Origin of the sequence: Actinoplanes sp. NBRC 103695, assembly GCF_030269485.1 — a bacterium.
GTDB lineage: Bacteria > Actinomycetota > Actinomycetes > Mycobacteriales > Micromonosporaceae > Actinoplanes.
The window spans coordinates 92,169-119,053 of sequence record NZ_BSTL01000016.1 but is presented as its reverse complement, the minus strand read 5'-3'; the positions used below and the strand labels follow the sequence as shown (position 1 = coordinate 119,053).

General features: G+C 71.5%; 21 protein-coding genes. 12 read left to right on the top strand and 9 right to left on the bottom strand.

The window, feature by feature from the left end; translation table 11 throughout:
- Positions 1-12: 12 nt before the first annotated feature.
- On the bottom strand, positions 13-4,401 hold the full coding sequence (locus tag QSK31_RS28225; RefSeq protein WP_502873023.1) for a S8 family serine peptidase: 4,389 nt from the start codon (positions 4,399-4,401) through the stop codon (positions 13-15).
- Between the two features lie 300 nt (positions 4,402-4,701).
- Between QSK31_RS28225 and QSK31_RS28220 the strand changes: the two genes are divergently transcribed.
- The 3 genes from QSK31_RS28220 to QSK31_RS28210 are packed head-to-tail and all read left to right on the top strand — an operon-like array spanning position 4,702 to position 7,078.
- Positions 4,702-5,409: a laminin G domain-containing protein gene (locus QSK31_RS28220; RefSeq protein ID WP_285687447.1), complete on the top strand. Its 708-nt coding sequence runs from the start codon at positions 4,702-4,704 to the stop codon at positions 5,407-5,409.
- Between the two features lie 47 nt (positions 5,410-5,456).
- Positions 5,457-6,710: an MFS transporter gene (locus QSK31_RS28215; protein ID WP_285687446.1), complete on the top strand. Its 1,254-nt coding sequence runs from the start codon at positions 5,457-5,459 to the stop codon at positions 6,708-6,710.
- Positions 6,711-6,757: 47 nt separating this feature from the next.
- A complete protein-coding gene (locus QSK31_RS28210) occupies positions 6,758-7,078 on the top strand; it encodes a hypothetical protein (RefSeq protein ID WP_285687445.1) in 321 nt (106 codons plus the stop codon).
- Between the two features lie 114 nt (positions 7,079-7,192).
- Here the strand turns inward: QSK31_RS28210 and lhgD are convergent, their stop codons facing one another.
- Entirely contained in the window at positions 7,193-8,344 is a 1,152-nt protein-coding gene (gene lhgD, locus QSK31_RS28205; protein WP_285687444.1) for an L-2-hydroxyglutarate dehydrogenase, read from the bottom strand.
- A gap of 31 nt (positions 8,345-8,375) precedes the next feature.
- Between lhgD and QSK31_RS28200 the strand changes: the two genes are divergently transcribed.
- Positions 8,376-9,368 carry an epoxide hydrolase family protein gene (locus tag QSK31_RS28200; RefSeq protein ID WP_285687443.1) on the top strand — a complete coding sequence of 331 codons (993 nt, stop codon included), beginning with the start codon at positions 8,376-8,378 and terminating at the stop codon, positions 9,366-9,368.
- On the opposite strand, the gene QSK31_RS28195 is transcribed toward QSK31_RS28200, so the two are convergent.
- Together QSK31_RS28195 and QSK31_RS28190 are read right to left on the bottom strand one after the other, a co-directional pair.
- Positions 9,330-10,226, bottom strand: coding sequence for a hypothetical protein (locus tag QSK31_RS28195; protein ID WP_285687442.1), 897 nt, complete (start codon positions 10,224-10,226; stop codon positions 9,330-9,332). The genes QSK31_RS28200 and QSK31_RS28195 overlap by 39 nt on opposite strands.
- On the bottom strand, positions 10,223-11,488 hold the full coding sequence (locus QSK31_RS28190; RefSeq protein ID WP_285687441.1) for a WXG100 family type VII secretion target: 1,266 nt from the start codon (positions 11,486-11,488) through the stop codon (positions 10,223-10,225). The genes QSK31_RS28195 and QSK31_RS28190 overlap by 4 nt, the downstream gene beginning before the upstream one ends.
- 304 nt (positions 11,489-11,792) lie before the next feature.
- Here QSK31_RS28190 and QSK31_RS28185 point away from each other — a divergent pair, with 304 nt between their 5' ends.
- A complete protein-coding gene (locus QSK31_RS28185) occupies positions 11,793-12,263 on the top strand; it encodes a MarR family winged helix-turn-helix transcriptional regulator (RefSeq protein WP_285687440.1) in 471 nt (156 codons plus the stop codon).
- 97 nt (positions 12,264-12,360) lie between these two features.
- Positions 12,361-15,165 carry an AfsR/SARP family transcriptional regulator gene (locus QSK31_RS28180; protein WP_285687438.1) on the top strand — a complete coding sequence of 935 codons (2,805 nt, stop codon included), beginning with the start codon at positions 12,361-12,363 and terminating at the stop codon, positions 15,163-15,165.
- On the opposite strand, the gene def is transcribed toward QSK31_RS28180, so the two are convergent.
- The 3 genes from def to QSK31_RS28165 all read right to left on the bottom strand — a co-directional run bounded on the left by def (position 15,152) and on the right by QSK31_RS28165 (position 17,814).
- Positions 15,152-15,691, bottom strand: coding sequence for a peptide deformylase (def, locus tag QSK31_RS28175; RefSeq protein ID WP_285687437.1), 540 nt, complete (start codon positions 15,689-15,691; stop codon positions 15,152-15,154). The two genes, QSK31_RS28180 and def, sit on opposite strands and share 14 nt — an antisense overlap.
- Positions 15,692-16,036: 345 nt before the next feature.
- Positions 16,037-16,948 (bottom strand): N-acetylmuramic acid 6-phosphate etherase, encoded by a 912-nt coding sequence (gene murQ / locus QSK31_RS28170; protein WP_285687436.1) that lies wholly within the window; start codon positions 16,946-16,948, stop codon positions 16,037-16,039.
- On the bottom strand, positions 16,945-17,814 hold the full coding sequence (locus QSK31_RS28165) for a MurR/RpiR family transcriptional regulator (RefSeq protein WP_285687435.1): 870 nt from the start codon (positions 17,812-17,814) through the stop codon (positions 16,945-16,947). The genes murQ and QSK31_RS28165 overlap by 4 nt, the downstream gene beginning before the upstream one ends.
- 38 nt (positions 17,815-17,852) lie before the next feature.
- On the opposite strand from QSK31_RS28165, the gene QSK31_RS28160 reads away from it, so the two are divergent.
- Positions 17,853-18,914: an N-acetylglucosamine kinase gene (locus tag QSK31_RS28160; protein WP_285687433.1), complete on the top strand. Its 1,062-nt coding sequence runs from the start codon at positions 17,853-17,855 to the stop codon at positions 18,912-18,914.
- Positions 18,915-19,054: 140 nt separating this feature from the next.
- Here the strand turns inward: QSK31_RS28160 and QSK31_RS28155 are convergent, their stop codons facing one another.
- Positions 19,055-20,359: an exo-beta-N-acetylmuramidase NamZ family protein gene (locus tag QSK31_RS28155; protein ID WP_285687432.1), complete on the bottom strand. Its 1,305-nt coding sequence runs from the start codon at positions 20,357-20,359 to the stop codon at positions 19,055-19,057.
- Positions 20,360-20,465: 106 nt separating this feature from the next.
- On the opposite strand from QSK31_RS28155, the gene QSK31_RS28150 reads away from it, so the two are divergent.
- The 5 genes from QSK31_RS28150 to QSK31_RS28135 are packed head-to-tail and all read left to right on the top strand — an operon-like array spanning position 20,466 to position 25,434.
- Positions 20,466-22,220, top strand: coding sequence for a serine hydrolase domain-containing protein (locus QSK31_RS28150; protein WP_285687431.1), 1,755 nt, complete (start codon positions 20,466-20,468; stop codon positions 22,218-22,220).
- 10 nt (positions 22,221-22,230) lie between these two features.
- Positions 22,231-23,640, top strand: a complete 1,410-nt coding sequence (ngcE, locus tag QSK31_RS28145; protein WP_285687430.1) for an N-acetylglucosamine/diacetylchitobiose ABC transporter substrate-binding protein — start codon at positions 22,231-22,233, stop codon at positions 23,638-23,640.
- A gap of 2 nt (positions 23,641-23,642) precedes the next feature.
- On the top strand, positions 23,643-24,062 hold the full coding sequence (locus QSK31_RS48895) for a carbohydrate ABC transporter permease (RefSeq protein WP_352244506.1): 420 nt from the start codon (positions 23,643-23,645) through the stop codon (positions 24,060-24,062).
- Positions 24,008-24,547: a carbohydrate ABC transporter permease gene (locus tag QSK31_RS48890; RefSeq protein ID WP_352244505.1), complete on the top strand. Its 540-nt coding sequence runs from the start codon at positions 24,008-24,010 to the stop codon at positions 24,545-24,547. The genes QSK31_RS48895 and QSK31_RS48890 overlap by 55 nt, the downstream gene beginning before the upstream one ends.
- Positions 24,547-25,434, top strand: coding sequence for a carbohydrate ABC transporter permease (locus tag QSK31_RS28135; RefSeq protein ID WP_285687429.1), 888 nt, complete (start codon positions 24,547-24,549; stop codon positions 25,432-25,434). Before QSK31_RS48890 ends, QSK31_RS28135 begins: the two co-directional genes overlap by 1 nt.
- A gap of 152 nt (positions 25,435-25,586) precedes the next feature.
- Here QSK31_RS28135 and QSK31_RS28130 read toward each other — a convergent pair whose 3' ends face one another.
- Positions 25,587-26,240 (bottom strand): hypothetical protein, encoded by a 654-nt coding sequence (locus QSK31_RS28130; RefSeq protein ID WP_285687428.1) that lies wholly within the window; start codon positions 26,238-26,240, stop codon positions 25,587-25,589.
- Positions 26,241-26,885: the final 645 nt, after the last annotated feature.

The window sequence follows — 26,885 nt, the reverse complement described above, 5'->3', positions numbered from 1 at the left end:
CCTGGCTAGATGTCAGACCTCTCCGAGCCGCTCGGCCATCTTGGCCCGGGCGGCACACGCCACCACCGGCGCCAGCTCGAAGTCCGCCGTCTCGACGAAGCCCGCGTTGACCTTCACCGTGAAGACCTCCGGGATGTACCCGTCCTTCGCCACGATGACCTGGTAGGTGCCACGCTGGAGCCACCAGCCGTACTTGCCCTGGCCGTCGGCCACCAGCGTGCTGCTGGCCGCGCCGTTCAGGCGGATGGTCGCCTTCAGCGGGACCGTGCCGGAGCAGGCCGCCCCGGTGACGGTGCCGACGACCTTGCCCCACGAGGCCGGCGGAGACACGTTCATCTCCACGTCGATCGCCGGGACCGCGTACGGGCTGTCGGTGGTCAGGCCCAGCTGGCCGGTGAAGGTACCCGGCTGCAGGACGCCCGCCTCCGGCGTCGCCGTGAGCGTCACCTTGATCTTCCGCGTCGCGCCCGGGGCCAGCGTGAAGCCCTCGTCCGCGTCGGTGGTCAGCCAGGTGATGTCGCCGCCGCCCTCGCAGTCACCGAGACCGTCGAGGAAGCCGGCGTCGGGCGTGCCGGTGAAGCCACCGGACGAGCCACCCAGCCGGTACGCGCCACACGCGGCGGCGGCCCGGTACTTCGGAGCGGCCATGGCGGGCAGGTTCGCCCACTCGCCGGCCGCCGGGTCGTACGCCAGGGTCTGGTTGGTCAGCGACGCGCCGTTGTCGACCGCGCCACCGGCGTACACCAGGACCCCACCGGCCGCCGTGGCGGCCGCACCGAAGTTGTTCTTCGGCAGGTTCGGGCCGGCGGTCCAGCTGTCGCCGTCCAGCACCTGGGTGTCCGCGTAGAACACGCCGGTCGAACCGTCCGCGCCACCGGCGCAGACGACCTGGCCACCGACCGCGCCACAACCGGTCCAGGAGACCGGGTGCGGGTAGGCGGCGCCCTCACCGAAGGTGCCCGAGCCGAGGTCGAAGACGACGGTCTCGGTCGACGGAGCACACGAGCCGTCGACGCAGCCACCGACGAGGTAGACCTTGTCGTTCAGCACCGCGGTGCCGGCCGCGGCCCGCGGCTTCGGGTTGGTGGCGTCCAGCGTGGACCAGGTGCCCGCGGCGATGTCGTAGACATCCACCGAGGCCACCGGGTCGCCGCCGTCGCCCCAGCCGCCGAAGACGAAGAGCTTGCCGTTCGATTCCGCGACCGAGGGCTTGGCGCGGCCGTGCGGCAGGGCCGCGCCGGTCGTCCAGGTGCTCTCCGCCGGGTCGTACACGAACAGCTTCGTCTCGTTGCCGGACTCCGTGCCGCCGCCGATCGAGTAGACCTTGCCGCCGGCGGTGATGGCGGTGTTGTCCATGATCGCGCTGGGCACGTTCGGGATCGCGGTCCAGGCGTCCGCCACCTTGGTGCCGGCCTTCGGCGCCGTGGCGTAGGTGCGGCCGGTGTTGGCCACGCTCAGACCCTTGACGGGTACGGTCACCACGCCCGCCGCCTCGGCCGACTTCAGAACCTCGAAGCCCTTCGAGCGCTCGGTGGGCGTTACGGTCGCCGGCGCGTTGCCGGTGTTCTTGACCGTCACGTTGGTGGACCGGGCCGAGCCGTACGTCTGGTGCGACTCGATCGCCGTCGGGGTGACCGTCAGCTTGCCCGCCCCGAGGGCGAAGTCGGCCTTGACCGCACCGTTGGCGGCCACGTCGACCGTCTTGGTGGTGGGCGTGTACGGCGACTTGGCAGCGGTGAACGGGTGCGACCCGGTCGCCGTGGAGAACAGCCAGTAGAAGCCGTCGGCCAGGTTGGCGTCGTCCGGAGTGACGGCCGAGACCGCCTTGTCCGCCGGGACGTCGTTGCTGGTGACCGTGACGCCGTTGAGCGCGGCGCCGGTGTTGGAGTCGGTCGTGTTGCCGACCACCAGGCCACCCGCGACCGGCTGGCAGGCGCGGTTCAGGACCTGCACGTTGTCGACCTCCCACCACCAGGCCCAGGAGCCCAGGTAGCGGAAGCGGACCAGCGCGCCGGCCTTGCCGGCGACCGGAGCGAGGGAGATCTCCTCGACCCGCGGGCCGCGACGGCTGTCCGTGGTGTGGAAGACGTTGGTCCAGGACGCACCGGCGTCGGAGGACACGTCGACGTCGATCGGGTTGCTGCTGCCGATCGACCAGAAGTCGCTGTTGAACCGCAGGAACGGAGCGGCGATCCCGCTCAGGTCCAGCGGCTTGGTGATCAGGTCGGAGTCCTGGGTGTTACCGCTGCCCAGGCCGTCGCTGTCGATGATGGCGAAGCCACCGCTGCCGCCGGTCAGGTTGCCCCGGCCCTGCTCGTCGGTGAACGTCCAGCCGCCGCTGTCGGTGCGGTTGACGACGTTCCAGCCCTCGGGCGCGCCGGTGCCGGAGAACGCCTCGGTGACCGCCGGCTCGCCGTAGGTCGCGGCGTAGCCCGTCGCGGTGCACTCGGGCGCCACCTTGGCGACCAGGTTCGCGGTGGCGGGCGCGGTGCCCACCACGGCCTCGGCGGTGGCCGGGGTGTAGCCCGGGTAGACCGGCGTCGCCTTCACCGCGTACGTGGTGTCGGCGGGCAGGTCGACCGAGTACGAGCCGGTCAGCGGGTCGGTGTAGATCGGGGTGCCGGGCCGGCCGGTGACCTCGACCTTGGCGTACAGCGGCCAGCCGTGACCGGAGCCGTCCTTGACGGTGCCGGACAGCTTGACCATCTGGGCCGGCGCCAGGGCGAAGTTGAGGGCCAGGAGCTGCCCCTCCTCCACCGTGACGGTGACCGTCTCGGCGACGTAGCCGTACTTGCCGGCCGTCACCTCGTGGGTGCCGGCCTCCAGGGTCAGCGAGTAGCGGCCCTGAGTGTCGGTGGTGACCGTACGACCCTCGGACGTCACGGTGACGCCGGTGATCGGGCGGCCGGTGGCCTCGTCGGTGACGGTGCCGTTGGCCCGGGCGATCGGGCCGCGCGGCGCCTCGGTGACCGCCTTGTAGATGTCGAGCTTGCCTTCGCCGAAGACGTTGTTGTCGTCGTCGGTGCCGCCGCACTGGCTGTTCGGCGTGTCCGTGGCGGAGTCGTCGAGCAGGGTGCGGGTGGCGGCGATGTCGCCACGCAGCGACGGCGCGGCCGACCACAGCAGCGCGACCGAGCCGGCCACGTGCGGGGAGGCCATCGAGGTGCCGTCGTACGAGTCGTAGCCGCCGCCCGGGATGCTGGAGCGGACGTCGACACCAGGCGCCGCGATGTCCGGCTTGGTCTGGCTGTCGAACGCCGACGAGCCACGGCTCGAGAACCCGGCGATGGTGCCGGACGAGTCGTAGGCGCCCGCCGAGTAGGCCTCGGGGTAGTCACCGGGGTCGGAGGCCGAGTTGCAGCCCGGACCGGAGTTGCCGTTGGAGAACGCCGGGAAGATGCCCGCCGCGACCCAGGCCCGGACCGCGTCCTGGTACCAGGTGTCGCCGCGGCCGCCGCCCCACGAGTTGTTGACCACGTCGGGGCGCAGGTCCGGCCGGGGGTTGGCGCCGGTGGAGTCGGTCGGGGCCAGGATCCACTGCGCGGAGGCGAGCAGCGAGGTGTCCGAGCACGAGTTCGACTCGCAGCCCTTGGCGGCGATGAACTTGGCGCCCGGCGCGACACCGATCTGGTTGGCGCCGCCGTCGTTGCCGACCATCGTGCCCATGGTGTGCGTGCCGTGCGAGTTGTTGTCGCAGGGCGCGTCGCCGGAGCAGACGTTGGCCGGGTCGAACCAGTTGTAGTTGTGGTCGTAGCTGCCGTCGGCCTGCAGGCCGCGGTACTTGTTCTTGAGGGCCGGGTGGGTGTAGTCCACGCCGGTGTCGACGTTGGCGACGACGACGCCCGTGCCGTCCACGCCGTACTCGTCCCACACCTGCGGCGCCTTGATGCTGTTCAGGCCCCACTCGGTGGCCTGCGGCGCCTTGTCGGCGGAACGCTTGGCGACCGGCTGGATGACCTTGTAGGTCGCGACCGGCTCGATCTTGGCGACGTCGGCCCGGGTGGCGAGCGCGTCCAGCAGCTCACGGTCGCCCGTGACGTGCAGCGCGTTGCTGATCCAGTACGACCTGAACTTGGCCTTGTGCGCCTCGAGCAGCGCGACGACGCCGCTCTGGGACTGCTTGGCCGTGCTGGTCAGGCGCTGGTAGACCGTGGCGCCCTGGACGTTGGAGTCGGCGATCTTCGCCGCCGAGCCGATGTCCGCCTGCTCGCGCAGATAGACCCAGAAGCTGGCGCTGCCCTTGGCGGACAGTGTGGACAGGACCTCGGAGCTGACCGACGGCCGCGGTGCGGCCGCTGATGCCGCTGCCGGGGCGGTTAAGCCCGCCGCGGCGATGGCGAGCGCGAGCAGCGCCCCGCCCACCGCGGATGATCGCACGCGTCTCAAGCGCGTACCTGACATGTGTTCCTCCCCCACTCAATACCGGTGCGCGGTGGTGTCCGCGCCCGGCGACGACGGCGGCCAGGGGTAGTCCCGGCCCCGACACTTACGCCGCGTAACCCAATCGAAACAATGGGTACGCAGGCCGTATTGAGACATGTTGATCCGTTGGAACGACACGTATCAATGGCGCTCCTGCGTCAAGTCGCCTGTACGCCATTTCGGCGCCGACGCCGCACCGGCCGGCATCCACCGCCGGAGGCACCTACACACGTAGATTGGATTTGTCCGATTGATCCCGACCAGCTCAACCGAGGCCACGTGAGAATTCAGCACCCCGTCGCCGCTGCGGTCCTGACCGTGGCCCTGCTGACAGCCGGACCCCAGCCCGCCGAAGCGGCCGCCTACTCACTGATCGCCTCGTGGTGGATGAACGAGGCCTCCGGCGCGCGGACCATGGCCGACAACTCCGGGCACGGCCTCGGGGGGAAGATCGGCAACGAGGTCGGCACCGGCGTACGCGTGAACGGCGCCACCGCCTACCGTTTCGCGCGGCTCCTGCCGGACGTCCCGCCGCCGCACCCCGGTCACCTGATCACCGTGCCGGACGACTCCGACCTCGACCCCGGCACCCGGAACTACGCCGTGACCTTCCGGTTCCGCACCACCGGCAAGTTCGGCAACATCATCCAGAAGGGCCAGGCGACCGTCGCCGGAGGCAACTTCAAGGTGCAGATCCCCAACGGGATCCTGCAGTGCTACTACCGCGGGTCGGCCGGGGCGATCCTGGTCTCGGCGCCACGCAAGCTCAACGACGGCAACTGGCACGTGACGAGCTGCGAGCGTACGCGCAAAGGGGTTTATCTCTATGCCGACGACAAGCTCGTCGCCTGGCGCGCCGGGCCCACCGGCAAGGTCGCGAACACCTGGCCGGTGACCATCGGCGGCAAACCCAGCTGCGACCAGATCAAGGTCGGCTGCGACTACTACAACGGCGACCTGGACTGGGTCGACCTCTCAGCGAGCTAGATCACTTCGGCCGCCGCCGGCAGGCGAAGACGAGCATGCTGACTCCGATGTCTGCCGCGAACCCACCGACCCGGCCGCGCCGCTTCGCCGCTCTGCGCAACCCGGACGCTCGCCCCTACCTGTTCGGCGCCGCGCTGGCGATGATGGCCGACAACATCGAGCACGTCATCACCTACTGGGTGCTCTGGGAGAGGTTCCACTCGCCGGCGCTGTCCGGCTTCCAGGTGATCAGCCACTGGGTGCCGTTCCTGCTGTTCTCGGTGTGGTTCGGCGGGCTGGCCGACCGGTTCGACTGCCGCCGGGTGATCCAGTTCGCGCAGACGCTGTTCATGCTGGTGTCGGCCGGCTGGGGCGTGCTCTTCCTGACCGGCACCCTCGAGGTCTGGTCGGCCTGCCTGCTGCTGGTGCTGCACGGCGTCGCGGGCGCCCTGTGGGGTCCCGCCGAGCAGCTCATGCTGCACGACTTCGTCGGCGACGAGGACCTGCCCAGCGCCGTCCGGCTGAACGCGACCTTCCGCAGCCTGGGCGTGCTGTTCGGCCCGGTGATCGGCTCGGCGCTGCTCCTCGGCCTCGGCCCGACCTGGGGCATCTTCGCGAACATCGCGTTCTACCTGCCGCTGACCCTCTTCCTGTTCCGCACGAAGTTCACCGGCCACCAGCGCGACACCACGCCCCGCCGCCGGATGGGCGTGCTCGGCGCCGTCCGCACCCTCCGCGAGGTGAGCACCAACCGCACCCTGGTCAGCATGATCATCCTGGGCGGGCTGGGCTCGTTCTTCGTCGGCGCGTCCCTGCAGTCGTCCATGCCGATCTTCGCCCAGGACCTCGGCGCCGGGGCGGCCGGCACGGCGTACGGAATCCTGCTCTTCGCCAACGGCGCCGGCGGAGTGATCGGCGGCATCCTGATGGAAGCGACGGGCAGGATTCCGGCCACGGTGGGCGCGGCGGTGATCAGCACTTTCGTGTACGGGCTGAGCACGCTGTTCTTCGCCGTGTCGCCGAGCTATCCCCTGTCGGTGGCGCTGCTCGTCATCGGCGGCGTCGCCAACCTCGCCTCGATGTCCATCGGCCAGACCGTGGTGCAGCTGCTGGCTCCGCCGGGCGAACGCGGCCGGGTGATCGGCGTCTACAACATGTCGGCCAACGGCCTGCGCTTCGGCAGCGGGGTGACGGTCGGGCTGCTGGGCGCCGCGATCGGCATCCACTGGTCGCTGTCACTCAGCGCGGCCGCCCTCTGCGTCGGCACCGCCCTGGCCGCCTGGTCGGCGAGGTCCTCCGCGCCCAGGCCGGTTGGCAGCTAACGGTCAAACCCCGGCCTGCCCGCCGCTCGCCCCGGCAGGGTGAGCAGATGGACCTTTCGATGGAGACCGGCGGGTTCGAGGAGGCCGCGCGGCGAGTCGGTCGGACCGGTGACCAGCTCGCCGAGGACTGGGACGCGGTGAAGGCCGCGCTCGGCGATGGCCCGCTCGGCGCCGGGCGGCTCGGCGCCGGGCGGCTCGCGGACGCCTTCCGGTCGGCGTACCGGCCTGTCAGCGAGCAGGTACGGACCGCCGCGGACGCTCTGCCGCCGCGGTTCACCGAGCTGTCCGACGCCGGCACGTTCTCGGCCGGCGTCTACGGCGGCGCGAACACCGACGTGGCCGGGCGCTTCGACCTGCGGGGAGGCTGACGTGCCGATCGGCGAACCGCCTTCCGACTTCGGGCTGTGGCGGGCCGTCCAGACCAAGATCCGGGGCTGCTTCTGATGGCGCGTGAGCGATGGCGCAAGTGCGTCAACACTTCTCTAGGAAAGGATCAGGTCTGCGACGTGCGCGGCGATGGCCATGCAGGAGGTCGCGGCGGGTGACGGCGCGTTGCGGACGGCGGTCACCGGGCCGAGGCGGTGGATGCGGAAGTCGTCGACCAGACCGCCGTCGCGGTCCAGAGCCTGCGCGCGTACGCCGGACCCGGCGCGCACGACGTCCGAGGCGCCGATCGACGGCACGTAACGACGGGCCGCCGCCATGTAGACCCGTCTGCTGAGCGAGCCGTGCACCTCGCGAACGCCCGTCCGCCAGTGCCGGGCCGCCATCCGCCAGCTGCCCGGCCAGCCCGCGACCCGGGCCAGGTCACCGAGCGAGACGTCCCGCCACCGGTAGCCCTCCAGGGCGCCGGCCAGGACCGCGTTCGGCCCGACCTCGAGCGTGTCGTCGACGCGGCGCGTGAAGTGCACGCCCAGGAACGGGTAGCGCGGGTCGGGCACGGGATAGATCAGGCCGCGGACCAGGTGCGCCTTCGGCGGGAGGACGCGCAGGTACTCGCCGCGGAACGGGACGATGCGAGGCGACGGATCGTCGCCGGCCAGCGCCGCCACCCGGTCACTGTGCAGCCCCGCGCACAGGATCAGCCGGTCGAAGCCGAGCTCGTCCAGGCGGCGCACCTCATGCCCGAGGCGGATCTCTCCCCCGGCGGCCACGATGTCCTCGGCGAAGGCCCGGGCGATCGCCGGGAAGTCGGTGATCGCGGTGTGCGGCGAGTGCAGGGCGGCCCGGCCGGCCGCGTACGGCTCGATCGCCCGGATCCCGGCGGGCCCGATGCGGCGCAGCCCCGGCACCGCGGCGGCCCGCGAGGCCAGCGCGTCCAGCCGTACCTCGTCCTCGGGTGTGACCGCGACGACCAGCTTGCCGACCGGGATCAGCGGGATGCCGCGCTCGGCGCAGTACTCCCGCAGCATCGCGCCGCCCTCGACGCACAGCCGCGCCTTGAGGCTGCCCGGCCGGTAGTAGATGCCGGCGTGCACCACCCCGGAGTTGTGGCCGGTCTGGTGGGCGGCGACCCGGTCCTCCTTCTCGAACACCACGATCCGCGTCCCGGGGCGGCGGCGGGCGATCTCCCGGCCGATCGCGAGCCCGACGATGCCCGCGCCCACGATGCCGACGTTCCTGATCACGTCCACAGGCGCCCTCCGTTTGTGACAGAACTAGACCGTGGAGATCAAGCCCTTCCGCGTACGGGTGGACGAAACCGTCCTCGACGACCTGGCGTTACGCCTGGCCCGAAGCCGTTTCGCCCGCCCGTCCGACCCGGTCGCGTGGCGAGCCGGCACCGACCCGTTCTACCTCAGCGAGCTGCTCACCTACTGGCGCCACCGCTTCGACTGGCGTGCCGTCGAACACCGCCTCAACCGGTTACCCCAGTTCATGGCCGACGACCTGCACGTGGTGCACGCCCGTGGCAACGGCCCCGCCCCGTTCCCGCTGCTGATGATCCACGGCCACCTCAGCTCGTTCGCCGAGATGACGAAGATCCTCCCGCTGCTCACCGACCCACCCGATCCCGCGGACGCCTTCGACGTGATCATCCCGTCCGTCCCCGGCAGCGTCTTCAGCCCGCTCCCCCACGGCGTCCGGCCGGACACACCCTGGCTGGCCGACCGGATGGCCGACCTGATGACCGGCCTCGGCCACCTCACGTTCGGCACCTACGGCACCGAGATCTCCCACTGGCTGGCCGCCCGCCACCCCCGCCGCGTAGCCGGCGTCCACCTGACGTCCCCGTCCCCGCGTGCCCCGTCCCGCCCCGACACCGTGGCCGCGGCGCTGATCGACTCCCCCGCCGGCCTGGCCGCCTGGCTCCTCGACGAGCTGCGCACCCGGACCGACTGCGACGGCGAGCTGGAGACCCGCTGGACCAAGGACGAGCTCCTGACCCTGACGACCCTGTACTGGACGACGTCGTCCATCGGCACCGCGCTCGGCGTCGACCACCACGCCGCGGCCGACCCACCCTTGCCGATCTGCACCGTCCCCGCGGCCTTCACGCTCAGCACCACGGCCGCCCCGCCCCGCCGCCACCTCTACCCGGACATCCGCCTCCGGCGCGAGCCCAAGAGGGGCGGCCACTTCATGCCCTTCGAGGAGCCCGAACTCCTGGCCGAGGACCTACGCGCCTTCTTCCGCCCCCTGAGGCCCCTGCCCTAGCCCCACCACCCGCCGCCGCCACCAGACGGCGTCGGCCGGCGCGTCCGGGTCCTCCCGCGTCCCGTCCCGGAACGCGGCGTCCACCCGTTCGAGCGCCGCCCCGAACCGCCCGGCCACCTCACCCGGAACCTCCGCCGCGGCGCCCGCCAGCGCGTCCCGGTTGGCCAGGTCCTCCCGCAGATATTCCACCGGATACCACCCGTCCGGCGGCCACCCCGAGTTCATCCGAACCGTGAACGCCTCCCAGACCGCCAGCCGGTCGAGCGCCTTCCACAGCACGCTGCCGGTCTCCGGGATCAACGCCTCTGAGCCGAGCCAATCCCGCAGTCCCTCCACCACCGGCGTGGCCATCCGATGCTCCCGGATCACCTCGGGCAGAGCCGCGACCCGCACCCTGGGCAGCAGCGTGACCGGCCGCTCCACGGCGTCGACCGTCATCGCGATGGCGCCGTCCGGCCCGATGCCGAGGGCGGGCCAGTCCTCGGGATCCACGTCGAACACGCGCGCCCGAGTCCGCACCCCGTCCGGCGTGACAAGCCAATGCGCGCTGGGCGGATACGGCTGCGCCGAATACAGGACCCCGGCGCCCACCCCCACCGCCACCGCGCGTGCCATCTCGTCCTCGCCCGGTTCGGGCCGTCCGATCCGGTCCGCCAGATAGATGTCGAGCGCATATGACACGTCGCCGAACACCGGCTCGTAGCCGCACAGCACGGCGGCGTTCCAGTTCCGCCCGTCCGTGTCCGGCGGCGAAACCTCCACGTCCTCGAGGCCGACGCCCGCCACCTCAGCCAGCGTCGTTCTGAGCCGCTCCGGTGCGAGGGGGCCGACGAGCAGGAAGTCATAGGTCATCGTCATCCGGCCCACGTCCCGTCATAGATCGCTTTCGCCTTCGCGATGACCTCAGGATTCTCGAGGAAACGGGGATTCTGGCGGAACGCCCGGACAGCGCCCACATCACCGTGATGTATCGCTATCTCCTTCAAGGCCGCGTACTCGTTCCGATCCAGTCTCGCGATGCCAGGTCCCGCGTCCGGGTACACCCGTCCGGCCGACTCTATGCCGTAGGTCCGGCCGTTGATCTCATATCGGCCCTGATCGCCGAGCCACGCCGCGTTGCCCGCCGCGATCTGTTCGATATCGCCTCGCACCGCGGCCTCGTTGCCTCTCAGAATCACGCTGTTGACCTTGCCGACCTCCCCACTGCGCACACCTGACAGGGTGTGGCGAGGATGCGGCGGCAGGAGATCCTTGCCCCGGGCCGGACCCGCGATGTCGTCCCGCGCCGTCCACGGGGGACGGCTCACCGGACCACCGCCGGAAGAACCGGGAGAACCGCCGGAGCCTGGACCTCCACCGCTTGGCTCGGAGTCCATCCGGTTGAGGTCGTCGACGCCCTTGCCGAGGCCGCGCATGGCCTCGGCCAGCTTGCGGAGGCTGGCGATGAGGCCCCTCAGCCAGCGCGCGATCTTCGCGCCCCACGAGGCGCACAGCGTGGCGACCTGCTCGACCACGAGCGGCGTGGCGGCGCCCAACGACGCCAGGAGCTCGCCGGCGTAGACGATCAGCCGGGACACCACGGTCGCGACGGCGTCCCGGACCATGATCCGCACCGTGCCGATCAGCACGCCCGCGCCCTCGGTCATCAGGGCCATGCCGTCGGCCGCCGTTCCGAGGGTCTGTAGCCGGCGGGCCCCGAAGTCCGCGTGGGCGCGGTAGGCGTCGCCCGCGGCGCCCGTCCACTCCTCGACGTCCCACCGCACCGAGCGCAGCAGCTCCTCGGCCTCGTCGCGGACGCTCGCGGCGACGTTGCGCCAGGTCTGCGCGTGGGCCGCGATCTGCGCGGGGTCGCCCGCGAGCCAGTCCAGCGCCTCGGACAGCGGCCGCACATGCTCGATCAGCCAGGCGATGCCGTACTGGAGGAGCGCCCCGGCCGGGTCGGACACCAGCGCGAGCCCGTCCAGCCCGGCGCCCACCACGCCCAGCGTGCCGTCGATCCAGGATCCGTTCCGCACGGCGAGAACGATCTGCTCGATGTCCTCGGCGATCCAGATGCCCGCCCACGGCGCCGGCCCGTCCTCGGCCGGCGTCGCCACCAGCGGGTTGTCCGCCGCGCTCATCCGCACCCATTCGCCGCCGCCGATGTACCGGAGGCCAGACTATGCCGGGGACCACCTCCAGGGGATGACGGGCCAGGCGCCCAGGATCGCCGAGGCGGAGAGATTCTTTCGATCCGTTTGAACCGGGCGGCCTCGCGTCCGTTTGAACCGGTGGAGTCGCGCGGTTGCCGATGGGGGGCCACGACGCCGCCGCTCCAGCGGAGTACAGCGATATGTGATGACGTCATCGCTTTCCGCGGCCGCGCCGAGACATTGGGGACTCGGCGCGGCCTCTCCGTATCGGGCACCGGACGAGGAGCAGGCCATGATCCCTACGGCGGATCAACTCGATGTGGGCGAGGAGCAGCTCTGGCGGGCGACGGTTCGCGCGCTGCTGCTGATACCCACGGCGGTGGAGCGCGACCTGCGGTTCGCGTCGGGTCTGACCCTTTCCATGTACGCGGCCCTGCTGGTGCTCGCCGACGCGCCGGACGAGCGGATGCGGATGGCGCACCTGGCCGAGGCGGCGGGCATCGCGCGCAGCCGGTTGAGCCGGGTGGTGGACCGTCTGGAGGCCACCGGTTCGGTGGAGCGTGTCGCGTACGAGGGTGACCTGCGCGTCTACGAGGTGGTGCTCACCGAGCGTGGCCGGCGGCGCGTCACGACGGTGCAGTCCCGCCTGACCGCGACCGTCCGTAGCCGCCTGCTGGCCCCGATGGCGGACGCCGCGCTCACCCCGGCCGCCTTCGCCGGCCTGATGGCGCGCCTCGCGGAGGCGTCGGAACCCTCTCGCTGATACATCCCGGAGGCAACGAAACCTGCTCGTTGTCCATCCGTGCATGGTCAGCTACCGGACAGCTGATCTCCATCGATGATCCGCATACGATGCATCGGTGCGCGACGTGCGGTTCTCCATCCTGGGCCCGATCCGGGCGTGGCGTGGCGAGACCGAGCTGGGGCTGGGTGCCGCCCGCCAGCCCCGGCTGATCCTCGCCCTCCTGGTGGCGCGGGCCGCGTCCGGCGCGGGGGCGAGCCTGACCGAGCTGGTCGACCTGCTGTGGCCGGCCGATCCGCCGGCCAGCGCGATGAACGTGGTGCACCGCCACGTCGGCGCCCTCCGCCGCATCCTCGAACCCGGCCTGCCGACCCGCGCGACCGGCTCCTACCTGCTGCGCGACGGCGCCGAGTACCGCATCCGGCTGGACGACGACGGCCTGGACCTGGTGCTTTTCCGGCGGTTGGCGGCGCGGGCCCGGGACGCCTCCGACCCGGATGCCGTGGACCTGTTCCGGCAGGCTCTGGGTCTGTGGCAGGACCGCTGCGCCGCCGAGCTGCGGGCCGGTGGCCCGGTCCATCCGGACTTCACCGCGATCGACGGTGAGGGCTTCGCCGTGGTGCGCGATGCCGCGGACGCCGCGTTGCGGTGCGGCCGGGCCGGTGCGATCGAGGAGGCCGTACGCTGCTGCGCCACGATGGAGCCGCTCGACGAGGCGCTCCAGGCCCGCCTGCTGCTGGTGCTCGCCGCCACGGGACGCCAGGCCGAGGCGCTGAGCCGGTACGCCGACGTGCGCCGGCGGCTGGCCGACGAGCTCGGCATCCAGCCCGGTCCGGAGCTGCGCGAGGCGTACGCCCGGCTGCTCAGCCAGGACGTGCCCCCGAAGCCGGCGGGCCCGCGGAACACCCCGGTGCCGTCGCAGCTCCCGCCGGATCATCCGCACTTCGTCGGCCGCCGCGACGACCTGAACCGGGCGATGCGGCTGCTCGCCGACGACCGCCGGGCCGGCCGGCCGACCCGTGCGCTGGTCATCGACGGCATGCCGGGGGTCGGCAAGACGACCATGGCCGTACACCTGGCTCATGATCTTGCCCCTTGTTATCCGGACGGCTGCCTCTACGCCGACCTGCGAGGGTTCGCCGCCGAGGAGAACGTGATGTCGCCGGGCGAGGCGCTGCGCGGCTTTCTGTGGTCGCTGGGCGTGGCGCCGGCGGCGATCCCCGCCGAGCTGCACGCGCAGGCGGGTCTGCTGCGCAGCATCCTGGCCGACCGTAAGGTGCTGATCCTGCTGGACAACTGCCGGGACTGGGAGCAGGTCCGGCACCTGCTGCCCGGCACCGGCGAGAGCCTGGTGATCACCACGAGCCGGCGTTCGATCACCGGGATGCTGGCCACGGCCGGCGCACACGCCCTGTCGCTGGAGCCGCTGCCCGCGGGCGAGGCGCGCGAGTTGCTGGCCCAGCGGCTGGGCGAGGACCGGACGGCCGCCGAGCCGCAGGCCATCGACAAGATCATCGAGCGGTGCGGGCGGCTGCCGCTGGCCCTGGCCCTGGTCGCCACCCGCTCGGCGATCCACCCCGAGCTGCGGCTGGGCCCGATCGCCGACGCGCTGGAGGCCGCATCCGGACGGTTGGACGGCTTCGGCGACGCGGTCCTCGACCTGAACGCGATCTTCTCCTGGTCGTACCACGCGCTGTCGGACCGGGCCGCCCGCCTGTTCCGCCTGCTCCCGCTGCACCCGGACGTCGAGTTCGGCACTCCGGCCACCGCCGCGCTCGCCGGGCTGGCCCCGCACGCCGCCGCCGGGCTCCTGTCCGAGCTGCGGTCGCATCTGCTCGTCCAGTCGATCGGCGACCGCTGGCGGATGCACGACCTTCTCCGGGGGTACGCGACGGAGCTCGGCGAGGAACACGACGGACCCGACGCGCGGCGGACGGCCGAGCACCGCCTGCTCGCCTACTTCCACCACACGGCGTACGCGGGTCATCTGGCTCTGCACCCGCAGGTGCCCGCTCCCCCACCGGGACCCCCACCGGCCGGGGTGACCCCCGGGATCTTCGCCGACCAGCACGAGGCGATGAGCTGGTTCCTGGCCGAGCAGCACAACGTACTGGCCACCGTGGACACCGCGCAGGCCGCCGGTGCCGGTCAGCCGGCCTGGGAGACGGCCCTGACCGTGCAGACGTTCCTGCAGTACACCGGCCAGATCGACGCGTGGGCGGCGGCCGCCGAAGCCGGGCTGGCGGCGGCCGGCGACGACCCGCTCGGGCAGGCGCTGATGCGGCGCAGCCTCGCCGGGGTCTGCTACTTCCGCTCGGACTTCACCACCGGGCTGGAACATCTGGAGCTGGCGGGGGCCGGTTTCGAACGGCTCGGCCGGTGCGACGAGCAGGCGCACGTGGAGAACAACATCGCCGAGATCCGCTTCGACCAGGAACGGTACGCGGACGCGATCCGGCACGGGCGGCGGGCGCTGGAGCTGTTCCGCAGCACCGGCCACCGGCGCGGGCAGGGCGGCGCGCTGATGGTGATCGCGAAGTCGACGCTGACCGACGGTTCCCCGGTCGAGGCGCTGGCCATGTTCGGCGAGGCGGGCCTGCTCTACGAGAGCGCGAACGACCTGCACGGCGTCGGCACCGCGCTGGCCTGGTCCGGCGAGGCGTACGGCCGCCTGCACGACGACGACCGCCGGCTGGCCAGCCTCTACCAGGGTGTGGCGGCGTTCCGCCTGGCCGAGTCGCCGATGAACGCCGCGGAGACCCTGACGTTGATCGGCGACGCGCTGTGGGCGGACGGCCAGCCGGAACACGCCCGCCGCCTGTGGCGCGAGGCGCTGAGCGACATCGACCGCGCCGACCCCGCGCTGGCCCGCCGCATCACCGAGCGGATCCAGCACGGGCCCGCGCTGATCAGTGCGGGCTGACCCGCACCTCGGGGAGCGACGCGCCGTCGTACCAGGACGCTTCGCGGATCGTGGCGAGCAGCCGGTCGCGCTGCTCGGGCCGCTGCCGGTCGACGAAGAGCACGCCGTCGAGGTGGTCGGTCTCGTGCTGGATGCACCGCGCCAGCAGTCCCTCGCCGACCACCTGGACGGGGTCGCCGTGCGCGCTGAAGCCCTTGGCGATCACGTTCCGCCGCCGCCGCGTGTCCAGGTAGACGCCCGGAATGGACAGGCAGCCCTCGGGCCCGTCCTGGTCCTCGGAGTCCGGGAAGTCGAGCACCGGGTTGACCAGGTGGTGGATCTCGCCGTCGGTGATCTTCGGGCTGATCGCGAAGACCCGCAGGCTGACACCGAGCTGAGGCGCGGCCAGCCCGGCGCCCCCGGTGGCCTCGAGCGTCTCGCTCAGGTCGGCGATCAGGGTCCGCAGCTCGGCGTCGAAGTCGGTGACCGGCTCGGCCTGGGCGCGCAGCACCTCGTCGCCGATCAGCCGGATGGGAAGAACCGTCATGGCCCCACGATAGGCCGCGCCCGCTGTGGTGGCCGCCCGGCGTCCTGGGGCACGTTCTAGGACGCCGGGCGGGTCGTCGCCGCCCGGGACCTCGGACAGGCAGGCGGCGGCGCATCGGATCCACCAGCACTGGGCTGGGCCGTATTGGAACCCGATACCCGATCCAACGAACGATGACGGTGATCGTTCAATCGGAAACCCGCGACATCGCATCCGCCGGCCGTCGCGGATCGCGGCCGAGCAGCACGACGTGGACGCCGGCCCGGGCGCGCGCGTCGGCCGCGGCCGATCCGGTTCCCGGGCTGGCGCCTGTCACCACCCCAGTTCGGCGCATGGCCCGCCGGATCAGGTGTGGTGGCCGTTGAGGGAGGTCAGCGCCGTGTGGGCGTGGCCCCGCGCGTCGGACAACGCCTGCCGGGCGCGGTCGGCCGGGGCGCCGGAGATCAGGATGACGACCGCCAGCTTGGTGTCGCCGTCCGCGTCGGCGAGGGCCTGGACGCAGGCCGGCTCGTCGGCGCCGGTGGCCTCGGCCAGGATGCGCAGCCTCCGGTCGCGGAGTTTGGCGTTCGCGGCCAGCATGTCGGTCATCAGGTTCGAGTACGTCCGGCCGAGGCGGACCATCGTGGCGGTCGAGAAGGCGTTCAGGATCAGCTTCTGGGCGGTGCCGGCCTTCATCCTGGTGGAACCGGTCAGGACCTCGGGGCCGGTGTCCGGCGCCACGTGCACGTCGGCCAGGGCGGCCAGCGGCGATGCCGGGTCGGCCGAGATCAGGACCGTGCCCGCCCCGGATGCCCGGGCCGCCGTCAGCGCGCCGCGGACGTAGGGCGTACGCCCGGAAGCGGTGACGCCCACGACCAGGTCGCCGGCCTCGAAGGCCGCGACCGACGCACCCGCGGCCTCGTCGTCCTCGGCGCCCTCGGAGGGGCGGGTCAGCGCGGGCACGCCACCGGCGATGTGCGCGACGACGAGGTCGGGCGACACCCCGAAGGTGGGGATCAGCTCGGCCGCGTCCAGGACCGCGATCCGGCCGGAGGTGCCTGCGCCCACATAGTGGACACGGTGGCCGGCGGACAGCGCGGCCACCGCCATGTCGACCGCCACCGCGAGGGAGGGCAGGACGGCGGCGACCGCGAGCGGGACCGTGCGGTCCTCGGCGTTGATCAGCGCCAGCAGCTCGGTGGTCGGCATCCGGTCGAGGCCGGTGCTGAGCGGATTGCGCTGCTCGGTCCGGGACAGCGAGGGGCGGGACAAGCTCATGAGTTCCTCACATGCCGGCTGCGGACCGCCTCGTAGGTGACGTCGAGCGCCGCGCGGGTCTCGGGGTAGGTGCGCTGCGCGACGCCGACGAAGACGCAGTCGATGACGGTGAGCTGGGCCAGCCGGCTGGACATCGCGCCGGAGCGGAAGGTGGTCTCCCGGGCGGCCGTGGTCAGGACCAGGTCGGCGGCCCGGGTGATCGGCGACTTCGGGAAGTTCGTCAACGCCACCGTGCGCGCGCCGTGCCGGCCGGCCTCGGTGAACGCCTCGATGGTGTCCACGGTGGTGCCGGTGTGCGAGACGCCGAACGCGACGTCCCGCTCGTCGAGCAGCGCCGCGCTGGTCAGGGCCATGTGCATGTCGCTCCAGGCGTACGCGATCCGGCCGATCCGGTGCAGTTTCTGTTGGAAGTCCGCGGCGACGAAGGCGCTCGCGCCCACCCCGTAGATGTCCACCCGCCGCGCGCCCGCGACCACCTCGACCACCTGCTCGAGCACGGCGATGTCGATCTGGGTGGCGGTCTCCTCGACGGCCCGCGCGTCGGCGAACGCGATCTTCTTGACCACCTGCGCGAGGTCGTCGGTCTCGCTGATGTCGCCGCCGACCGGTTCCGCGTCGAGGTCGGCGCGCCCCGCCTCGGCGGCCAGCGTCAGCCGTAGCTGCGGGTAGCCGCTGAAGCCCATCGCCCGGCAGAACCGGATGACCGTGGTCTCCGACGAGCGGGCGCGGGCGGCCAGGTCGCTGATGGTGAGCCGGGAGGCGGTCGCCGCCTCGTCGATGATCACCTGGGCGACCCGCCGCTCGGCGGGCGACAGCGACGGCAGGAGGCCACGCGCCCGCACCTCGGTGGGTGAGCGGTCGGTCATCGACAGGGACTTCCTTCGGTCGGTAGGTTCACACCACTATGAACCTCGTGGTGGGCGTCGACGCGGGCGCCTCGTCCACCCGCAGCGTGCTGGCCACGTCCGACGGGCGCGTGATCGGCCGGGGCAGCGCGGGTGGCGCCAACCTCAACAGCAGCGGTGCGAGCCTGGCGGAGACGCTGCGGGCCGCGCTGGGCGCGGCGCTTTCCGAGACAGACCCTTCCGGCGTACGGGCAGGAGTGCTCGGCGCCGCGGGTTCGGCCGGGGCGGGGCGGGCGGTGTTCCGTACGGCGGCCGTCCAGGCGTGGCGGTCGCTGGGCCTGCCGGGCGAGCCGGTCACGGTCACCGATCTGGAGGTGGCGTTCGCCGCGGGTACGGCGGGCCGGGCGGGCACGCTCCTGCTGTCGGGCACGGGCGCCCTGGCCGCGCGTTTCTCCGCCGGCGTCCTGGTCCGCCGGTGCGACGGATACGGCTGGCTGCTCGGCGACGAGGGCTCGGCGGTGTGGATCGGCATCCGGGGGCTGCGCGCCGTGCTGGCCGCCCTCGACGGCCGTGGCGCCCCGACGACCTTGGTGGATGCGGCCCGCGACATCTTCGGCATCGCCGAGGTGCGCGATCGAGAGGCACTCGCCCAGGCCGTCCTCGCCGACGCCTTCCGACGGCCGCCCGCCGAGCTCGGGCTGCTCGCGCCGGCGGTGAGCGCGGTCGCCGACGTGGGCGACGCGGTCGCTCAGGCGATCTGCGCCGAGGCCGCGACCCGGCTGTTGCACACGTTCGACGCGGTCGGCCGAACGCCGGGCGACCAGCCGCCGGGCGACCAGCCGCCGGGCGACCAGCCGCCGGGCGACCAGCCGTCGAGTAGACAATCGCCGAGTAGCCGACCGCCGGGCGACCAGTCGCAGGGCGGCGCGGTGGTGCTGGCCGGGTCGGTGCTGCTCTCGCCCGGCCCGGTGGGGCGCGCCGTCCGCAGAGGTCTGCGCGCCCGCACCCACATCGAGCCGTCCGAAGCGCGTGACGGCGCGGGCGGCGCCGCGACCATGGCGATCGCCAGGCTCATCGGCGGGCCTGTCTCCGCCGAGGTCCACGCCCGGCTGACCAGCTGAAACCTCGCCGGAAACCGAAAATCCCAAGATCAAAAATGCGGAATCGCGGGGCCGCCACCTCCCCCACCCCTGTACTGGGTGGGCATCAACGTAGGCCACGGGTACGACAATTTCCGACGGCTGTCCACAGCCTGGCGGCGTCACGAGCCGATCCGCGAGTAGAGCAGGTAGCGGCGCCGGCGCTGGTCGAAGGCCCGCAACTCCGGCCCCCACGCCCCGATCACCTCGTCCGGCGGCGCCCCCGCGTCGATCATCGTGCGCAGCCGCGTCGACCCGGTCAGCAGGTCGATCCAGAACGGCCGGGCGCCGCCGTCGTTGCGCCACGCGAAGGCCGGGAAGGTCCGGGCCGCGACCAGCATCGTCACGGCCGCACGGATCGGGTCGAAGGCACCTTGATCGGTGACCTTGACCTCGATGCCCGCGCACATCTGGTTGGCGAACTTGTTGAATGTGGGCGTGAAGTAGGCCTCGCGGAACTCCACGCCGGGCACGTCGTAACCGTTAGCGAGGTCTGACCAGTGGTAGTCGAAGCCGGGGCCGCCGATCAGCTCGAAGGGCCGGGTCGTCCCGCGCCCCTCGGACAGCGACGCCACGCCCTCGAACATCCCGGTGCCGGGGTAGACGATCGCGGTGTCCGGCGTGGGCATGTTGGGGCTGGGCAGCACCCACGGCAGGTCGGTGTCGCCGGCCCGCAGCCGCCCGGTCCAGCCGAGGCAGGCGATCACCTCGAGGCCGACCGGGCGCCCCGCCTCGGCCGGCAGCAGTTCGCCGTTGTAGTACCGGGCCAGTTCCCCGACGGTCATCCCGTGCTGCTGGACGATCTCCTTGCGCCCGACGCCGCTGGTGTAGCCGGGCGTCATCATCGGCCCGTACGCGCGGCCTCCGACGGGGTTGGGCCTGTCGAGGACGACGTAACGCAGGCCGAGGCGGGCGGCCGCGCACATCGAGTCGTAGAGCGTCCAGATGTAGGTGTAGAAGCGGCAGCCGACGTCCTGGATGTCGAAGACGACCGTGCGGACGCCGGCCGCCGTGAACATGTCGGCCCACTTGGCCTGGTTGGCGCCGTACGCGTCGTACACGGTCAGGCCGGTGCGGGCGTCCAGGCCGGTGCCCTCGCTGCCGCCGGCCTGGGCCGAACCGCGGAATCCGTGCTCCGGGCCGAACACGCCCCCGATCGTCACGCCATCAGCGTGCATACGGTCGACAAGGTGCCGGTATCCGCGGTCGACCCCGGTGGGATTGGAGATCACGCCGATGCGTTCGCCGCGGACGGCTTCCCACCCCGATGCGGCGAGCCGGTCCATCCCGGTACGCACCGGGATGCGTGGGATGAGACCCGGTTTGGCCTCGGCCGGCGAGGACCCCGCCGCTGCCACTCCGCCGGCCACCCCCGCGCCGGCGGCGGCGAGCAGATGGCGCCGACCTATCTGGACACTCCACCGCATGGCGGCGACCGTACCGCCCGGCAGGCTTTTCTGGCAATAACCTTCGCTCCACTTGAAGAATCCGAAGGAAAGCACCATCCTATCGACGCATGGAAGGGTGTGGATGATGAGGCGAAGAAGCGTCCTGACCGTCTGCCTGATCGCGCCGCTGGCGGGCGCGGCATCCGGATCCCCCGCCGGCGCCGCTGATCCGGGACCGCCCACAGTGACCCCTGCCGACATCACATTCCGCAACGACGTGCTGCGCACCGGCGCCGCCCGCTCGGTCGGCCTGCTGCCCGAGCAGGTGGCCTCGATGCCCGGCATCGCCACGTCCTACCTCGCGCCGACCCCCGATCACCCCACCTGGCCCGCGTACGCCGGCGCGTCCGTGCTCGCCGCCCACAACGGAGTGATCGTGTCCCGCTTCGCGGTCGGTGACGCGGTGCGCTACTCGGCCGTCGGGCCGGCGCCCGCCCGGGAGGGCGTCGAACTGCCTCCGGAGCAGCGCATCCCGGCCCGCCCGGACACCATCTGGGACCTGGCGTCGATCTCCAAGCTGTTCACCACGGTCACCCTGCTCCAGCAGGTGGAGGCCGGCCGCGTGTCGCTGGACGCGCCCGTGGCGCAGTACGTGCCGGACTTCGCCAAGCCCGAGATCACGGTGCGCCATCTGCTGACCCACTCCGCCGGGTTGCCGGCGTTCCTGCCGTTCTACAGCTCGTACCCGACCCCGGAGACCCGGCTGCGGGCCGCGATCACCACGCCGGTTACCGCGGGTACCCGGCCCGGCGGGCAGTACGTCTACTCCGACATCGGGCTGATCGTGCTCGGCGTGCTGGTCGAGCGGGTCACCGGCAAGGGCCTGGCGCGGGCCGTGAACGACGCGGTGATCGGGCCGCTGGGCCTGAAGGACACCGGCTACAACCCCGCCGCGTCGCTGAAGCCGCGAATCGCCGCCACCGAGTACGAGCCGTACGTCAACCGAGGCATGGTCTGGGGCGAGGTGCACGACGAGAACGCGTGGAGCCTCGGCGGCGTGGCCGGACATGCCGGTCTGTTCTCCACCGTGGACGACATGGCGATCTTCTGCCAGATGCTGCTCAACGGCGGCACGTACGCGGGCCGGCGTGTCCTCGCCGAGAGCACCGTGCGCGCGGCGCTGGTCAACTACAACGCCGCACTCGAGCAGACCTACCCGGAGAGCGACCGCGGGCTGGGCTTCGAGCTCGACAAGCACTGGTACATGGGCGGGCTGAGCTCCCCGGTGACGTTCGGGCACACCGGCTTCACGGGCACCACGATCGTGATCGACCCGCTGGCGCACTCGTTCCTGATCCTGTTCAGCAACCGCGTGCACCCCGACCGGAACTGGGGCAGCAACAACGTCGCGCGGTGGGCCCTGGCCAGAGCGTTCTCGGACGCGCACCCGGTGCGGTCGCCGACCGGGCAGGCGTGGCGGGCCGTCGACAATGATCAGCGGACGGCCACGCTCACCGCGCCACTGAAGAGTCCCAGCAGGGCGGGGGCGGTTCTGAGCGCCCAGCTCTGGTACGACACCGAGCCGCGCACCGACGTGGTCCGCGTGCAGACCTCGGCCGACGGTGTCGCGTGGACGCTGCTGCCCCTGCATCTTCGGGCGCCCGGCGCGGGCATCTTCGACAGCGACGGAACGCTCACCGGCTTCGGCGGCCGGGTCTGGTGGCAGGTGATCGCGACCCTGCCGGCCGGGGTCGCCCAGGTCCGCTGGACGTACACCACCGACATCAGCTCTCAGGGCCGCGGCGTCTATGTCGACCGTGTGCTCGTCGACGATCACGGCGCGACGCTGTTCCGCGGGGACGGCTTGCGCGCGGACGGATGGACCCTCACGAATTCTTAGGAGCGGGGATATGTCAGGGACGACGATCAGCCGGCGCGGGCTGCTGCAGGGCGGCGCCGCGGCCGGTGCGGCGACCGCGCTGGGTGGCTGCGCGATGGGCGGCGGGGACGAGAACGAGGGCGGCGCGAAGGGTGACAGCAGTGCCGTGAACCCGCTGGGAGTCAAGGAGGACGCGCCGCTCGAGGTGGTGATCTTCAACGGCGGCTTCGGCGAGGAGTACGCCAAGGCCCACGAGACCATGTACGAGCAGCGGCACCCGCAGTCGACCGTGAAGCACTCGGCGACCCAGCAGATCTCGCAGACGCTGCAGCCCCGGTTCGTCGCCGGCGACCCGCCCGACGTGGTGAACAACTCGGGCGGCAACCAGATCGACTTCAACGGCCTCGTCTCGCAGGGCGCGCTGACCGACCTCGGCGACCTGCTGGAGGCGCCGAGCCTGGACGACCCGGCGAAGAAGGTCAAGGACACGCTGCGCCCCGGGATGGTCGAGCTCGGGTCGTACGACGGGAAGTTCCTGTCCTTGAACTACGCCTACTCGGCGTACGCGATCTGGCAGTCCGACAAGCTCTTCGAGGCCCGCGGCTGGGAGTACCCGAAGACGTGGGACCAGATGATCGCGCTGTGCCGGCAGATCAAGGCCGCCGGGATCGCGCCGTGGACCTACACCGGCGTGCACGCGCGCTACATGAGCTGGCCGATCCTCGCGTCGGCGGCCAAGCTGGGCGGCGTCGAGGTGCTCAAGGCGATCGACAACCTCGAGCCGAACGCCTGGAAGCACGACGCGGTGAAGACCGCCGTGGACGCCTGGTCGCAGCTCGCGACCGACGGATTCCTGCAGCCCGGCGCCGAGGGCATGGACCACATCCAGGCGCAGACCGAGTGGTGCAACGGCAAGGCCGCGTTCATCTCGTGCGGTTCCTGGCTGGAGAACGAGCAGAAGAAGGTCACGCCGCCCGGCTTCCGCATGTCCGCCCACCCGACGCCGAGTCTCTCCTCGGCCGACAAACTGCCATTCCAGGCTTTCCGGGGTACGGGGAGTGAGCCGTTCATCGTCCCGCAGAAGGCGAAGAACGCCCGTGGCGGCCTCGAGTACCTGCGCGTGATGCTGTCCAGGCAGGGCGCCTCCGACTTCACCCGCAAGGTCAGCAGCCTCACCGTGGTGACCGGTTCCAGCGACGGCGTCGAACTCGGCCCCGGCCTCACCTCGGTGACGAAGATGATCGACACCGCGGGCGACGCCAACACGTTCAACTGGCTGTACAACGCCTACTACCGCAAGCTCGAACGTGAGCTCGTCAACGCGGCCACCGCGGACCTGCTCGCCAAGCGCATCACCGCGGCCGGGTGGGTCACCAAGTGCCAGCAGGCGGCCGACTCGATCGCGCAGGACCCGTCGATCAAGAAGTACAAGCGGGCCTGACCTTGCGGGGAAAGCGCCTCTTCATAGCCACGTTCCTGATCCCACCGCTGCTGCTCTACGGCGTCTTCGTGGTGTCGCCGTATGCGCAGGCCTTCCAGATCTCGACCACGAACTGGGGCGGCCTGGCGCCGGACTTCGACTTCGTCGGCCTGGCCAACTTCGACCGCCTGCTGGGCGACGGCACGTTCTGGAACGCGTTGAAACACAACGCGATCCTGCTCCTGCTGCTGCCCGTGGTGACGATCCTGCTCGGCCTGTTCCTCGCGTCGATGATCAGCGTCGGCGGCCGGGCGGACCGGGCGGGTGTGCACGGCGTACGCGGCGCCGGGTTTATCGGATCGTCTATTTCTTCCCGCAGGTGCTGTCGGTGGCCATCGTCGGCGTGCTGTGGAAGGAGATGTTCGCCCCGAACAGCGGCCTGATCAACGGCCTGCTCCACGCGGCCGGGCTGGACGGCTTGGCGCGCCCGTGGCTGGGCGATCCGCGGTTCTCGTTCTGGTGCCTGGCGATCGTGCTGCTGTGGAGCAACGTCGGCTTCTACGTCGTGCTGTTCAGCGCGGCCATGCAGTCCATTCCCCGGGACATCTACGAGGCGGCGCTGCTCGACGGCGCCGGCCGGGGCGCCACCCTGTTCCGCGTCACGGTGCCGCTGGTGTGGGACAGCATCCAGGTGGCGTGGGTGTACCTGGCGATCATCGCCATCGACGCCTTCGCGGTCGCGCAGATCATCACCAACGGCGGGCCCGGCTACTCGTCGGACGTGGTGGGGTTGCGGCTGTACAAGACCGCGTTCGACGAGTCCCAGTTCGGTTACGCGTCCGCGATCGGGGTCGCCATGTTCTTCCTGACCCTGTCGGTCGCCGCCGTCTTCCTGCGGGTCACGCGGCGGGAGCGGGTGGAACTCTGATGACCGCCGTCCTGTCTCCGCCGGCGGTCACCGCGCCCGCCGCGCCGTCTCGCCGCCTCGGGGGCTTCTCGGTCCTGTCGCACGCCTTCCTGATCGGCTGGGCGGTGCTGACCACCCTTCCGCTGCTGTGGGCGGTGGTGAGCTCGCTGAAGAGCGACAACGAGATCCTCACCGACCCGTGGGGGCTGCCCGCCGACCTGCGCTGGAGCAACTTCGCGCGGGCGTGGAACGACGCGCACATCGGCCGCTACTTCCTGAACAGCACCATCGTCGTGGCCGGAGCGCTCGTCCTCACCATGCTGTTCGGCGCGATGGCCGCCTACGTGCTGGCCCGCTACCGCTTCCGCGGCGCCCGGGTGGTGTATTTCGCCTTCGTCGGCGGCATGATGTTCCCCGTCTTCCTGGCCCTGGTGCCACTCTTCTTCGTCGTGCGCAATCTGGGTCTGCTGGGCACGCTTCCCGGTTTGATTCTCGTGTACGCCGCCTACTCGCTGCCGTTCACGGTGTTCTTCCTGACGGCGTTCTTCCGTACGCTGCCGACGTCGGTCGCCGAGGCCGCGATGGTCGACGGCTGCGGCCACTTCCGCCTCTTCTTCCAGGTGATGCTGCCGATGGCCCGCCCGGGCCTGGTCAGCGTCGGCATCTTCACGTTCCTGTTCCAGTGGAACCAGTACGTGCTGCCGATCGTCCTGATGCAGGGCGAGGGCGCGGAGAAGCGCTGGGTGCTGGCGCAGGGCTTGACGGCGCTCGCGGTCAACGAGGGCTACCAGGGCGATTACGGCGCCCTCTTCGCCGGGATGACGATCGCCATGCTGCCGGTGCTGATCGGCTACGTGATCTTCCACCGCCAGGTCCAGAGCGGCCTGGCCGCCGGTCAGATGCGCTGAGCCCGCCCGTCCCCATCGCCGCCGAACCCGCCCATCCCACACGCCGCTGGGCGTGCTCCTCCCGCACCCGCAGTCTCGACGCTCGTCTTGTTCGCGCCCGATCCCGGCTGGGCTTGCGGGCGCGCCCGACTCGGCGCAGGACTCACGGTGGATCAGGCGGCGGTGCGCTCCACCTCGGCGCGCAGGGCGGGCAGCTTGCCGGCCAAGGCCTCGGCGTTGCCCGGGCTGTCGACCAGAACCCCGTTGGTGCGGTCGTCCGACCAGACGCAGACGGCGGCGGGACGCCCGTTCCAGGTGCCGTCGCCGCACTCGGCGGAGCCGCCCAGCGGACCGGGCTCGACGGAGACCAGCGAGCCCGTGTCGAAGCGGTCGCCGATCTCGGTGCTGAACAGCGCCGACCGCTCCCCCTCGGGCTCGTCGCTGGCGACCGCGAGCACGTACATGATGTTGCGCTGCGCGGCGTCGCCGAAGACACCCTCGGCGTGCGCGGTCACCGGGAAGATGCCGGGCGCGGCCTTGTCTTTATCGCCCTTGGCCCGCGCGGTGCCGCCCAGGCTCTCCGGCAGCGCGACGGTCCGCACGGTGGCCGTCCCGTCGCCGGGGCCCGGCGTGCTGGCCGCCGTGCCACCGGTCCCCGGGTCGGTCGACGCGACGCCGCCGGTGGGCGCGACGCCGCCGGTGGGCGCGCCGGTCGGGGCCGCCGCCGGGTCGTCGTCACCACCGATCAGACCCGCGGCGTACGCGCCACCGGTGAGCGCCACGGCCACGATCACGAAGATCACGAGCAGCCACAGCAGAAAACGCACCCCGCCCGACCGCCGCGGCGGCTCGACCGGTTCGGGCCTGGACAGTGGGCCCGGCCCCAGTCCGAACGAGTCCGACATCAAGTCCCCCTACTCCTCGCTGTACCTCTCAGTGATCACGCAGTACAGCGGTGACTGGTTCAGTACTCACCGGTAATCACGCTTATCCAAGCGCATCCGGACCGAATTTGCACGACCACGAAATTCTGACCGTCGATGTGTCCAAAATCGTTTCAGAGTCACTCCCGACGAGGGTTTTACCAGCTCACCACCCCTGCAACTGGCGACACAAGGGCGACGCGACAGCCCTGCCCCGGTGACCCAAAGCGATGCGCACAAACGCACACGGTCGCCAAAGTGATATGCCTAACTGTCACGGGCGACGTGATCTACACAACGCCCTTCTCCATAACGTTCCGTAATCACTCACCCCGACACATGCAATTCACAACCTTGAAATCAAGACCATTTGCACTGCGCGCGACGCCCACCCCACCGCGCGTGCTCAGAACCACGATTCGTGCTCAATCGCTCACGCCAGACAGTCGGGTACAGTCCGCCGCCCACCCGCATGCAGCCACCCGCCCACGTGCCCCACCCGACCACGTGCAGGAGCCAGCGCGCACGAGCCCAGACGCGCCGGCCGGG

Coding starts and splice junctions, on each gene's coding strand:
- murQ (WP_285687436.1), bottom strand. CDS start 16,948: ATGAGCTTGTCCCGCCCCTCGCTGTCCCGGACCGAGCAGCGCAATCCG.
- QSK31_RS28160 (WP_285687433.1), top strand. CDS start 17,853: ATGAACCTCGTGGTGGGCGTCGACGCGGGCGCCTCGTCCACCCGCAGC.
- QSK31_RS28210 (WP_285687445.1), top strand. CDS start 6,758: ATGGACCTTTCGATGGAGACCGGCGGGTTCGAGGAGGCCGCGCGGCGA.
- ngcE (WP_285687430.1), top strand. CDS start 22,231: ATGTCAGGGACGACGATCAGCCGGCGCGGGCTGCTGCAGGGCGGCGCC.
- QSK31_RS28195 (WP_285687442.1), bottom strand. CDS start 10,226: ATGACGATGACCTATGACTTCCTGCTCGTCGGCCCCCTCGCACCGGAG.
- QSK31_RS28190 (WP_285687441.1), bottom strand. CDS start 11,488: ATGAGCGCGGCGGACAACCCGCTGGTGGCGACGCCGGCCGAGGACGGG.
- QSK31_RS28155 (WP_285687432.1), bottom strand. CDS start 20,359: ATGCGGTGGAGTGTCCAGATAGGTCGGCGCCATCTGCTCGCCGCCGCC.
- QSK31_RS28165 (WP_285687435.1), bottom strand. CDS start 17,814: ATGACCGACCGCTCACCCACCGAGGTGCGGGCGCGTGGCCTCCTGCCG.
- QSK31_RS28150 (WP_285687431.1), top strand. CDS start 20,466: ATGAGGCGAAGAAGCGTCCTGACCGTCTGCCTGATCGCGCCGCTGGCG.
- QSK31_RS28225 (WP_502873023.1), bottom strand. CDS start 4,401: ATGTCAGGTACGCGCTTGAGACGCGTGCGATCATCCGCGGTGGGCGGG.
- QSK31_RS28215 (WP_285687446.1), top strand. CDS start 5,457: ATGTCTGCCGCGAACCCACCGACCCGGCCGCGCCGCTTCGCCGCTCTG.
- QSK31_RS28185 (WP_285687440.1), top strand. CDS start 11,793: ATGATCCCTACGGCGGATCAACTCGATGTGGGCGAGGAGCAGCTCTGG.
- QSK31_RS28135 (WP_285687429.1), top strand. CDS start 24,547: ATGACCGCCGTCCTGTCTCCGCCGGCGGTCACCGCGCCCGCCGCGCCG.
- def (WP_285687437.1), bottom strand. CDS start 15,691: ATGACGGTTCTTCCCATCCGGCTGATCGGCGACGAGGTGCTGCGCGCC.